Origin of the sequence: Pseudomonas costantinii (assembly GCF_001870435.1) — a bacterium.
In the GTDB taxonomy this organism is placed as follows: Bacteria; Pseudomonadota; Gammaproteobacteria; order Pseudomonadales; family Pseudomonadaceae; genus Aquipseudomonas; species Aquipseudomonas costantinii.
Genome location: NZ_MDDR01000060.1, coordinates 17,229 through 28,198, shown reverse-complemented (window position 1 = coordinate 28,198; position 10,970 = coordinate 17,229). Strand labels below are relative to the sequence as shown.

The window sequence follows — 10,970 nt, the reverse complement described above, 5'->3', positions numbered from 1 at the left end:
GCGCAGCAGCCCCAAAACCAGGCGCAGAGGAGTACCTGATGCACCGTATTTTTCAGTATTAGGGCCGCTTCGCAGCCCAACGCGGGGCAAGCCCGCTCGCCACACCACATCCTCAACTGAACGGCATTACGCATCAGGCGAGCTTTCTCAGAATCGATCTAATCGATACGCCGCAGACGCCGGCAAACCGGACAGCACAGGCTTTGTCGAGACCATCTGCACCACCATCTCCGCCGTCACCGCCGCCTGAGTCAGCCCCAAATGCTGATGCCCAAATGCAAGCAGCACTTTCCCATCGCACACCCGATCAATGATCGGCAGCGAGTCCGGCAATGACGGCCGAAACCCCATCCAGGGTGTAGCGTCTTGCACACTCAAGTCCTGACGAAACAACCCCGTGCTCAACCGGTGCAACTGCCAGGCGCGATTCATGTTCGCAGGGCGTTCCAACCCGGCGAACTCGACGGTGCCGGCCAGGCGCAAGCCACCGGCCATGGGCGTCATGATGAACTTGCGCTCAAGGGACGTAACGGCAAATGGCAGGCGGTTTTGTTCATGGGGCAGCATCAAGTGATAGCCGCGTTCGGTGTCGAGCGGGACCTTTTTTCGGGTCAGGGCGGCAGTGAGTTTTGCTGAGTGGGCGCCACAAGCGATCAGCACTTGGCGCGCCGCCAAGCTGCCCTGATCAGTCATCAGTGAAACGCCACCTTCCACCACGAGACCATCCAGTACGCGCTGCTTTAGAAACTGCACACCCTGGGCCTTGGCTGCGTCGACCAATTCACAGACCACCCGATACGGGTCGAGAAAATGCCCGGTACTTGGGAAGAACAGCCCACCTTGTATAGCGTCGCTCAACTGCGGCGCCGCCTTGTGCACTTGATCGCCTGACCAGAAATCCACTGGCACGTTTTGTTGCTGCATCCGTTGCTGCAGCACGTCGATCGCTTCACGGGATTCGGCACGCTCAAACACCAGTAATGAACCGTCCTCGCGTAGCAAATGCGGCCGTTCAATGGATTGCAGCAAGCGTTGCCACGCGCCCAGGCTGCCTTCATTCAGCGCCCGAATGCCCGCCACCGTACGCCGATAACGTGTCGGGCGCAGGTTCAACAGCAGGCGCACAAACCAGGGCAGGGCGCGGGGCAGGTATTTCCAGTCCAGACGCAGCGGGCCCATGGGGTCCATCAGCATCGCGGGCAAACGTTTCAGGATCGACACGTCGGCGATGGGAAATACCTGCTCGGTCGCCAGGTGCCCGGCATTGCCGTAGGAGGCGCCCATGCCGGGCTCCTGTGGGTCGATGACCATCACCCGCTTGCCTTGACGCGCCAATTGCAGGGCACAAGCGACGCCGATAATGCCGGCGCCGACGACGGCGATATCTGCGATGTTGGAATCAGACATCGGCTAGGCCTCTCTATGACCGTCGAGCAAACGCCGCAACAGCAGCGGGTTGCCGTGTTGCAGGGCGCTAGGCAACAAGGTGTCGGGGAAGTCCTGATAGCACACCGGGCGCAGGAATCGCAGGATCGCCGCTGTGCCGACCGAGGTGCTGCGCGAATCGGAGGTGGCGGGGAAGGGACCGCCATGGACCATGGCGTCGCACACTTCCACGCCGGTCGGCCAGCCGTTGACCAGCAGGCGACCGGCTTTGCGTTCAAGCACGGGGAGCAGGGCTTTGGCGCGAGCCAGATCATCGTCGTCCAGTTGCAGGGTGGCGGTGAGTTGGCCCTCCAGGTGTTCGGATACCTGGTGTACTTCCTCGTCGTTGGCACACACCACTATCAGCGAAGCTGCGCCGAACACTTCGGCCTGTAGGTGTTCATTGGCCAAAAAAGCTTTGGCTTGGGTGACGAACAGGTGCGCCTGGCCTTGATTGGGGCCCTTGGCGGCCGAACCTTTTGCGGCGACCTGGGCATGTTCAGCCAGTGCACCCACACCCGTTTCGTAAGCCTTGAAAATACCGGGCGTGAGCATCGTCTGGGCCGCGTGCTCCGGGAGCAATTCGCTTGCAGTGCTGATAAAACGATCCAGAGCAGCGCCAGCGACGGCAATCACCAAGCCGGGATTGGTACAAAACTGTCCGGCGCCCTGGGTCAACGAGGTCACAAACCCCTGGGCCAAACCTTCTGCACGGGCTGCAAGCGCAGCAGGAAACAAGTACACGGGGTTGATCGAGCTCATCTCGGCGTACACCGGAATCGGCTCTGGCCGCGCCTGCGCCGCTTGGGTCAGCGCGATACCACCGCTGCGCGAACCGGTAAAGCCGACAGCTTTGACCCGCGGGTCGGTGACCAGCGCAATCCCCACTTCGCGACCTGAGCCGTACACCAGGGAGAACACGCCTTCCGGCAAGCCACAGTCTTTCACCGCCTGGGCCACTGCGCGGCCTACCAACTCGCTGGTTCCGGGATGGGCGCCGTGAGCCTTGACGATCACCGGGCAACCGGCCGCCAGTGCGGAGGCGGTGTCACCGCCTGCCACCGAGAACGCCAACGGGAAATTGCTCGCGCCAAACACCGCCACCGGCCCCAATGGCACATGCCGTTGACGCAAGTCCGAACGGGGGAGGGGCTGACGTTCCGGTTGCGCGGTATCCACGCGCACATCCAGCCATTCGCCGGCACGCACGGTGCGGGCGAAGGTGCGCAACTGCCCGCACGTACGGCCGAGCTCACCCAGGATGCGCGGGCGCGGCAGGCCGGTTTCGGCCACGGCGCGTTCGATCAACTCATCGCCCAAGGCTTGAATATTGTCGGCAATGGTTTCGAGAAAGCTGGCGCGGTCCGCCAATGAGGTTTCGCGGTAAGCATCGAACGCAGCCCACGCCAATGCACAAGCCTGTTCGACGTGTTCAGCGTTGCCCCCTGCGTAGGCTGGCTCCAAGGGGGTGTCGGTGGCGGGATTGATGGCCCGGATCGCTTCGCGATTGCCGGAAGTTGCGTGCTGACCGATCAGCATCTTGCCCGTCAGAGTCATGGGGTTATCCTGGAAAAAATAGGGTTGGCCGCTGTGAGAACCACAGCGGCGCGCAAGGCTCAGGCGACGTTCTGTTCAGCCGACCAGTTGGCGTACCACTGGCGGAACAGCGCGTACTGGTTCTCGGCGTAACGACGTTGGGCATCGCTGAGCACGTCGGTGTCATTGAAGTGCAGCGCGTAGCCCTGGTCACCGTTGAGCACCATCAGATGCTTGTAATACAGGACTAGGTCGCAGCCTTCGTCGAATGACGACAACACCGCCAGTGCGGCTTCCAACTCACGGGCCAGGCGACGGGCCTTGGCATCGCCCTTGGCGGCTTTTTTGCTCAGGGCCACCAGTTGCAACACTTCCCGTGGCAGCGCGTTGCCGATGCCGGTGATGGCGCCGGTGGCGTTGCAGTTGACGAAACCATGCACCACCTGGGTGTCGACGCCGACCATCAGGGTCACGTCATCGTCTTTGGAGGTGATGTTTTCCGCCGCGTAACGCAGGTCGGCAGCGCCGCCGAATTCCTTGAAGCCGATCAGGTTCGGGTGTTCGCGGCGCAGTTCGAAGAACAGGTCGGCGCGGGTCGCGAAGCCATAGTACGGGCTGTTGTAGATCACCGACGGCAGGTTCGGTGCGGCCTTGAGAATCGCCGCAAAGTGGGCCTTTTGTGCGGTTGCAGATGCACCACGGGACAACACACGCGGGATCACCATCAAACCATGGGCGCCGACCTTGGCGGCATGGGCGGCGTGGGCCACCGCCTCACGGCTGTTCACCGCGCCAGTGCCGACGATGGTCGGCACACCTGCGGCGACCAAGCGCGCCACACCTTCCTGGCGCTCGGTTTCAGTCAGCAACGGCCAGTCACCCATGGAACCGCAGTACACGACGGCGCTCATGCCGATGTCGATCAATTCGCGGCCCTTGGCAACCAGGGCGTCGAAGTCCGGCTTGCGCTCGGCGGTGCATGGGGTCATCAGTGCGGGGATGCAACCGGTGAAGATGTTGTCGCTCATTGTTCTAACTCCTGCAGCGTTCATTTAAATAAGACCCGGGCTCAGATGCCCCAGGCGAAAGGGTCCTGCTCGTCGATCAGCAAGGTGCTGTCGGCGGTCATGTAGGCGCGACCGGTGATGAAGGGGCGCACACGCTCGCCATCCCATTCATAACGGCCTTCGAATTGGCTGCCGGTGATGCTGGCTTGTACCCACAGCTCGCCGGGGCTGAGTTTTCCATCGGCGGCCAGGCAGGCCAGCTTGGCGCTGGTGCCGGTGCCGCAGGGCGAGCGGTCATAGGCCTTGCCGGGGCACATGACGAAGTTGCGGCTGTCGGCATGGGCGTCATCGGCGAACAGTTCGATGTGGTCGATCAGCGCGCCGTCGGCACCGTGAATGCCTTGGGTTTCCAGGGCCTTGAGCATCGCCCAGGTGTAATCGGTGAGGGCGTCGACGTTGTCCATTTGCAAGGCCTGGCCGTGCTCCGACACCAGGAAGAACCAGTTGCCGCCCCAGGCGATATCGCCGTAGACCACGCCATGCCCAGGCACGTCCACCGGCACCTGACGGCGATGGCGGTAGGCGGGCACGTTGCGCAGGGTTACTGCGCCGTCCTCATGCAGCGTGGCGGCTACGGGGCCCACCGGCGTGTCGATGGTGTGAACGCCGGGCTCGATACGCCCCAAGTGGTGCAACGAGGCGACCAAACCGATGGTGCCGTGACCACACATGCCGAGATAACCGGCGTTGTTGAAAAAAATCACACCGCACGTCGCGCCGGGCGTAACCGGTTCGCAATACAGCGCGCCGACCAGTACATCATTGCCACGCGGCTCCAGCAGGCAGGCACGGCGCCATTGATCGTGTTGCGAGCGCAAGTTGTCGAGTTTGTCGGCAATGGTGGCGCCGGCGAGTTCAGGAAACCCGGTCATTACCAGGCGCGTGGGTTCGCCGCCGGTGTGGGAATCGATAACGTGCAGCCGTTTCATAAAACGCTCCATCAGTGGGTAGCCGGGGACAGTGGGGCGCTGTAGTGGGCGTCGCTGACGGCTTCGCTTTCGTCCTCTTCGCTTTCCAGGCGTACCAGGTGTGCAGGCACGCCGGTGGCGGCGCCCCAGTAATAGATGCCCAAGGCGCAGACCGCGACGACGATGGTGTCAAACGGGTGGCTGATCACCCCGATGCCACCAAAACTGCCGAGCTTGGACAGCAGGATGGTCACCGCGTAGAAGCCGATCAGCCAGGCCGACGAGCGCACTTGTTGCTTAATATTCAGGTGCGCGGTCGGTACCCAGCGAGCGCACAGCAGGTACACCACAAACATCAGGATTTGCAGGCCGAGCAGCCACGACACGGTGCTCCAGCCGGACCAGTACACGATCAGCGCAGCGATGATGAACGACAGTGGGCCGAGTACCGCCATGCCCTTGACCCGGAACGGCCGCGCCATGTCCGGTGCATTACGGCGTAGCGCAGCGACGGTCACCGGGGCCACGGCGTAGCTCAGGATCAATGCGGCAGAGACCACATTGATCAGCGCTTCCCAGGACGGGAACGGCAGGGTCCAGAACACCGACAGGCCAAAGGTCAGCCACAGCGCCGGGCGCGGAATGCCGGACTTTTCATCAATACGGGTGAAGATCTTGAAGAAGGTGCCGGTCTGCGCCCAGCCATACACCACACGCGGGGTGGCGTTCATGTAGATATTGCCGCAACCGCTGGGGGAGATCACCGCGTCGGCCACCACCAGATAGGCCAACCAACCCACGCCCAGTGCCAGGGCGATGTCACGATAGGGCAGAGCCAACTCCTTGCTGATCCCGGCCCAACCATTGGCCAGCATCTCTGTGGGTACGCCACCGAGAAACGCGGTTTGCAGCAGTACGTAGATGGCCGTCGACAGCAGCACCGACAGAATCAACGCAATCGGAATCGTGCGTTGCGGGTTCTTTACCTCACTGGCCACCGAGATGATCGGCGTGAGCCCCAGGTAAGCAAAGATCACCCCACCGGCCGACACTGCCATCTCAATGCCCGACAAACCAAACGGTGCAAAACCCTGCACTTGGAAGTTCGCCGGTTTGAAAAAGGTGAACAGCACGCCAATCACCAGCAGCGGCACAATGAACTTGAACACGCTCACCAGGTTATTGGCGATGGCGAAGGTCTTGACGCTGCGGTAGTTGAGGACAAAGAACAGGCACAGCAGCGCAAATTGCACCAGCCAGCCCAGGGTGGTCGGGTCGCTGGAGCCAGCCTTGGTCAGCTCGGGAAACCAGGCCGCCGCGTATTGGCGCGAGGCAACCACTTCAATCGCCACCAGGCTGGAAAACGCGATCAGCGTGATAAAGCCCATCAGGTAGCCCAGCAACGGGCCGTGGGAGTAAACCGGGTAACGCACCACGCCACCGGCGCGGGGCAATGCAGCGCCCAGTTCACAGTACACAATGCCCAACAGCAGCACGGCGAAACCGCCGATGAGCCAGGAAATAATCCCGGCGGGGCCTGCGATGGCAGACACATGACTGGCCGCAAATAACCAGCCCGAACCGAAGATGGCGCCCAACCCGATAAAGGTGAGGTCCATCAGTGAAAGTTGTTTCTTGAACTTGCCTTGAGCAGACATGGCGGCGCCTTCTTGTGAGTTATTGGATAGGCATGCAGTGGCGCTATCCTGAACCCATCAGGCATCCCGCGATTGATGTTTTCCATTTGTGTGGATGACGAATTCAGCACAATTCCCCACACTCGACACCGCCTTGGGCATGGGGCAATCTGCTCGGCGTCGAGATTGAAAACGAGGAGTGAAGTCATGTTGCAGAGCGCGTTTGCGACCCTTTGCCAAGGGAGCGAGGCGAATCGCCCCCGCAGCATCGAACAGCTATTGGCCGGGGTGGCACAGCTGTTGCCGATGCTGGATGTGATCCCCAACGCGGCCATCTTCATCAAGGATATCGACGCCCGCTACGTGCTCGCCAACCGCACGCTGGTGCAACGTTGCGGCCTCAAACACCTGCAACCGCTGCTGGGCAAGACCAGCGCCGAAGTCTTCCCCGCGCAGTTGGGGCCGGGTTATACCGAACAGGACCGGCGCGTGTTGGAGCAGGGGTTTGTGCTTGAAGATCAGCTTGAACTGCACCTTTACGGCACCCGTGAACCCGGTTGGTGCCTGACCCATAAATGGCCGCTCTATAACCATGAAAGCCGGATCATCGGCTTGGCGGGTATCTCGGTCGACCTGCAATCGGCCAGCGAAACCCACCCGGCCTATCAGCGCCTGGCGGCCGTGGATGAATACATCCGCAAGCATTTCAACCGCCGCGTCACCTTGGGCGAACTGACGCGAATTGCCGGGATTTCTGTGGCGCAGTTGGAGCGCTACTGCAAGCGTGTTTTCCACCTCACGCCGCGGCAGATGATCCAGAAGGTGCGCCTGGAGCATGCGCGTCGGCTGTTGCATACCGAGTTGCCGATCACCGAAGTGGCGTTGCAATGCGGGTACACCGACCACAGTGCGTTTACCCGGCAATTCAAGGCGCTGACCGGGTTTACGCCGAGGCAGTATCGCCAGCTGGAGTAGTTGCTCGCCTTGTAGTGTCAGCCGTTCACCCAGGCTTTGACTCAGTCAACTGAAACCGATACCCCACGCCATACAACGACTCAATGGGTGTTTCGCCCGGGCAGACCCGCTCAAGCTTACGCCGTAAATTACGGATATGGCTGTCTACCGTGCGGTCGGTGACCACACGGTGATCGGAGTAGAGGTTGTCCAGCAGTTGGTCGCGTGAAAACACCCGGCCGGCGGAGCGCGCCAGGGTGCCGAGCAGGCGCAGTTCAAGGGGGGTGAGGTCCAGCGCGATGCCGTCGAGCGAGGCGGTGTAATGCGCCTCGTCAATCAACAGGCGCGGCGCTGTGATGCTCAACAACTGCGGGCTGCGACGCAGGATCGCCTTGACCCTGGCGACCACTTCACGCGGGCTGAAGGGTTTGCAGATGTAGTCGTCGGCTCCGAGATTCAGGCCCCGCAGGCGATCGACTTCCTCGACGCGGGCAGTGATCATGATGATCGGCACGCTGCTGAAACCCCGTAGGTCCTGGCACACCTGCATGCCGTCACGCCCGGGTAGCATCAAGTCGAGCAGGATCAGCTGCGGGGTGTGGGCCCGCACCGCCGGCACCACTTGTAAGCCATTTTCCAAACACTGCGTTGCGTAGCCGGCGGACACAAGGTAATCCTGCATCAGCGCGGCCAGCTTCGGTTCATCTTCGACGATCAGGATCAGGTTTTCAGTGCTCATGAATTAGGTGTTCCGTGGCAGATGCAGGGTCAGCCAAAGGCCACCGAGGGGCGAGTGGTCGGCGCTCAGGCTGCCGCCGTGAGCGAGGGCGATACTGTGACAGATCGCCAGGCCCAGCCCTGCGCCGCCACGACTACGGTTACGCGACGCGTCACCCCGGTAGAAGCGTTCGAACAGGCGTGGCAGCTGGCTGGCGGAGACACCAGGGCCGGAATCGAGGAACTCGATGCGCAGCTCGTCGCGATCCTGGGCTGCACGGATGCGCACTAGGCCATTCGGATCGGTATAGCGCACGGTGTTTTCCAGCAGGTTGGCGAACAGCTGTTGCAACCGGCCAGGGTCTGCCATCAGTTCCAGAGGCTGCGATGGCAGCTCCAGCTCCAGCGTCAGTTTTTGCGCACTCAGCCGCTCCTGGAACATTGCCACGCTGTTTTCCAGTAGTTGATTGAGCACGCAGGGGATCTTGCGGTAGGTGAGGGCGCCCACATCCGCGAGGGACAGTTCATACAGGTCATCCACCAACTTGCTGAGCATGCCGACTTCACCTTGCAACGACTTCATCGAACTGTGGTCCAGGGTGCGCACGCCGTCTTCGATGGCCTCCAGCTCGCCACGCAACACCGACAGCGGTGTGCGCAGCTCATGGGAGACATCGGCCATGAATTCCCGGCGCATCTGCTCGTTGCGTTCCAGGGTGTAGGCGAGTTGGTTGAAGTCGCGGGCCAGTTGACCGACTTCATCGTTGGACGCCACGGCCACGCGGCTGCTGTATTCGCCGCTGGCCAGGCGGTGGGTGGCAGCGGCCACGCGCTTGACCGGCTCCAGTAAGGTACGGGCGATCCACCAGGCGATCAGCATCGCGATCAACAGTGAGAACACGCCCATCGCCAGGCTGGTACGCAGTTGGTACTGCTGAAAGCGCTCACCACCCGCTTCGGTCACGCTCTGGAAAGGCGTCACGGCCAGCCAGCCGACCGTTTCACCGGCCACGGTGATGGGCAAGGCCAAGGCGTCGTCACCAATGGCGGGGTAGCCCATTACGCGTTTTTTGTCTTTGTCGAGTAAGGCGATGCGAAACAAGGCACCTGTCAGGTCCGATATCTGTGGCAACTTCAAGTCACGGATCGGTGCTTTTTCACCGGGCTCCGGTCGCATCACCTCGAACCAGCGGTCCGGCTGGTTACGGAAAAACTCCCAACTGCCTTCGCGCTCATAGGCGGCGGCCAAGCGGGGCACTACCGGCACCATGCGTTCCAGGGCTTGTTCATTGATGTAGCCGAGAAATCCACGCCCGAAACTCCAACTGGTGGCCAGGCCCATGCTCAGGATGACCAAGAGCACCCCTGCCAGTACCGCGAGAAACAGTTTGGTGGAGATACTCAACTTCATGTAGTCGGGCCGGTAAATGAATGACCCGACCATTTAGGCCTGCGCACGACAAAGATTCAAGCCAAGTGGGCAATCTTCAATTTTCCTGCACATTTGCCTTGCAGCATGGCCTCGAATCAAGCCGTTCCGTCTTGCAGAGGCAGCTATGTCGACCAAATTTTTCGCCAAATACCTGGTTACCGCCGCGGTGTTCCTTTCCCTGATTATTCTGGTGCTGCTGGGCGGTTGTTCCGCTGGCGACCCACCGGAAGAAGTTGCCGCGCCCAAGGTCTCGGTGATCACCGTGCAGCCCCGCAGCCAGGTGCTGAGCACCGAGCTGCCAGGGCGCACCCAGGCGTTTATGGTCGCGCAGATTCGTCCGCAAGTCGGTGGGATTGTGCAGCAACGGCTGTTTGTCGAAGGGGCCGAGGTGAAGGCCGGGCAGGCGCTGTATCAACTGGATGCGGCGCCCTATACCGCCACCTTGGCCCAGGCCCAGGCCTCGTTGACCAAGGCTCGCGCAACGCTGAAATCGGCGCAAACCACGGCCACGCGTGATGCGCAGTTGGTGAAGATTGACGCGATCAGCCAGCAAACTAACGAAGATGCCCAGGCTAGCTTGCAGACGGCCGCCGCCGACGTACAAGTCGCTCAAGCCGACGTCGAGACTGCGCGGATCAACCTGGCGTACACCCGCATCAGTTCGCCCGTCGGCGGGCGCATCGAAACCTCAACCGTAACCCCCGGTGCCCTGGTTGTGGCCAACCAGGACAGTGCGTTGACCACCGTGCAGCAACTCGATCCGGTCTATGTGGATGTCACTCAATCCACTACCGAACTGTTGGGTCTCAAACGTGAGCTGGCCAGCGGGGCGTTGCAGGCCAACGGTGACGGCGAGGCGCGTATTAGCCTGAAACTGGATGACGGCAGCACCTACGGCCATGAAGGCCGCCTGAAATTCAGCGGTGTCAGTGTCAACCAAAGTACCGGTACCGTGACGTTGCGTGCGGTATTTGCCAACCCGGATCACCTGTTGTTGCCAGGCATGTTTGTGCGCGCCGTGTTGGAACAGGGGCGCGATGATCAAGCGATCCTGGTTCCGCAACGGGCGGTGAGCCGTAGCGCCAGTGGCGTCACCTCGGTGTTGCTGGTGGTCGATGGCAAGGTTGAACAGCGCGTACTGACCGTCGACCGCGCGGTGGGTAATCAATGGTGGGTGACCGCAGGTTTACAGGCGGGTGACCAAGTGATTGTCGAAGGTGGGCAGAAAGTTCGCGTCGGCGCCTTGGTCCAGACGCAACCCGTGGATGCCGCAGTTGTGGCGCAGGAGGGTTGA

Annotated in this window: 9 protein-coding genes; 2 read left to right on the top strand and 7 right to left on the bottom strand. The window is 61.5% G+C overall.

Annotation, left to right across the window (positions count from 1 at the left end):
* Positions 1–147: 147 nt before the first annotated feature.
* Genes BFL40_RS29735 through BFL40_RS29715 form a run of 5 tightly spaced genes read right to left on the bottom strand, consistent with a single transcriptional unit; the run spans position 148 to position 6,594 of the window.
* The gene (locus tag BFL40_RS29735) at positions 148–1,407 is read right to left on the bottom strand and encodes an NAD(P)/FAD-dependent oxidoreductase (protein WP_071487292.1); all 1,260 of its coding nucleotides are present in this window, start codon (positions 1,405–1,407) and stop codon (positions 148–150) included.
* Between the two features lie 3 nt (positions 1,408–1,410).
* Positions 1,411–2,982: an aldehyde dehydrogenase (NADP(+)) gene (locus BFL40_RS29730; RefSeq protein WP_071487291.1), complete on the bottom strand. Its 1,572-nt coding sequence runs from the start codon at positions 2,980–2,982 to the stop codon at positions 1,411–1,413.
* Between the two features lie 59 nt (positions 2,983–3,041).
* On the bottom strand, positions 3,042–3,989 hold the full coding sequence (locus BFL40_RS29725; RefSeq protein WP_071487290.1) for a dihydrodipicolinate synthase family protein: 948 nt from the start codon (positions 3,987–3,989) through the stop codon (positions 3,042–3,044).
* A gap of 41 nt (positions 3,990–4,030) precedes the next feature.
* On the bottom strand, positions 4,031–4,957 hold the full coding sequence (locus tag BFL40_RS29720) for a 4-hydroxyproline epimerase (RefSeq protein ID WP_071487289.1): 927 nt from the start codon (positions 4,955–4,957) through the stop codon (positions 4,031–4,033).
* Between the two features lie 11 nt (positions 4,958–4,968).
* Positions 4,969–6,594 carry an APC family permease gene (locus BFL40_RS29715; protein ID WP_071487288.1) on the bottom strand — a complete coding sequence of 542 codons (1,626 nt, stop codon included), beginning with the start codon at positions 6,592–6,594 and terminating at the stop codon, positions 4,969–4,971.
* A gap of 186 nt (positions 6,595–6,780) precedes the next feature.
* On the opposite strand from BFL40_RS29715, the gene BFL40_RS29710 reads away from it, so the two are divergent.
* The gene (locus BFL40_RS29710; protein WP_071487287.1) at positions 6,781–7,548 is read left to right on the top strand and encodes an AraC family transcriptional regulator; all 768 of its coding nucleotides are present in this window, start codon (positions 6,781–6,783) and stop codon (positions 7,546–7,548) included.
* 25 nt (positions 7,549–7,573) lie between these two features.
* Here the strand turns inward: BFL40_RS29710 and BFL40_RS29705 are convergent, their stop codons facing one another.
* Together BFL40_RS29705 and BFL40_RS29700 are read right to left on the bottom strand one after the other, a co-directional pair.
* The gene (locus tag BFL40_RS29705) at positions 7,574–8,266 is read right to left on the bottom strand and encodes a response regulator (RefSeq protein ID WP_071487286.1); all 693 of its coding nucleotides are present in this window, start codon (positions 8,264–8,266) and stop codon (positions 7,574–7,576) included.
* 3 nt (positions 8,267–8,269) lie between these two features.
* The gene (locus BFL40_RS29700) at positions 8,270–9,655 is read right to left on the bottom strand and encodes an ATP-binding protein (RefSeq protein WP_174555567.1); all 1,386 of its coding nucleotides are present in this window, start codon (positions 9,653–9,655) and stop codon (positions 8,270–8,272) included.
* 145 nt (positions 9,656–9,800) lie between these two features.
* Here BFL40_RS29700 and BFL40_RS29695 point away from each other — a divergent pair, with 145 nt between their 5' ends.
* On the top strand, positions 9,801–10,970 hold the full coding sequence (locus tag BFL40_RS29695; protein ID WP_071487284.1) for an efflux RND transporter periplasmic adaptor subunit: 1,170 nt from the start codon (positions 9,801–9,803) through the stop codon (positions 10,968–10,970).

Bases quoted from the DNA above. Each gene is read 5' to 3' on its own strand.
- BFL40_RS29735 (WP_071487292.1), bottom strand. From the start codon at position 1,407: ATGTCTGATTCCAACATCGCAGATATCGCCGTCGTCGGCGCCGGCATT.
- BFL40_RS29730 (WP_071487291.1), bottom strand. From the start codon at position 2,982: ATGACTCTGACGGGCAAGATGCTGATCGGTCAGCACGCAACTTCCGGC.
- BFL40_RS29725 (WP_071487290.1), bottom strand. From the start codon at position 3,989: ATGAGCGACAACATCTTCACCGGTTGCATCCCCGCACTGATGACCCCA.
- BFL40_RS29720 (WP_071487289.1), bottom strand. From the start codon at position 4,957: ATGAAACGGCTGCACGTTATCGATTCCCACACCGGCGGCGAACCCACG.
- BFL40_RS29715 (WP_071487288.1), bottom strand. From the start codon at position 6,594: ATGTCTGCTCAAGGCAAGTTCAAGAAACAACTTTCACTGATGGACCTC.
- BFL40_RS29710 (WP_071487287.1), top strand. From the start codon at position 6,781: ATGTTGCAGAGCGCGTTTGCGACCCTTTGCCAAGGGAGCGAGGCGAAT.
- BFL40_RS29705 (WP_071487286.1), bottom strand. From the start codon at position 8,266: ATGAGCACTGAAAACCTGATCCTGATCGTCGAAGATGAACCGAAGCTG.
- BFL40_RS29700 (WP_174555567.1), bottom strand. From the start codon at position 9,655: ATGAAGTTGAGTATCTCCACCAAACTGTTTCTCGCGGTACTGGCAGGG.
- BFL40_RS29695 (WP_071487284.1), top strand. From the start codon at position 9,801: ATGTCGACCAAATTTTTCGCCAAATACCTGGTTACCGCCGCGGTGTTC.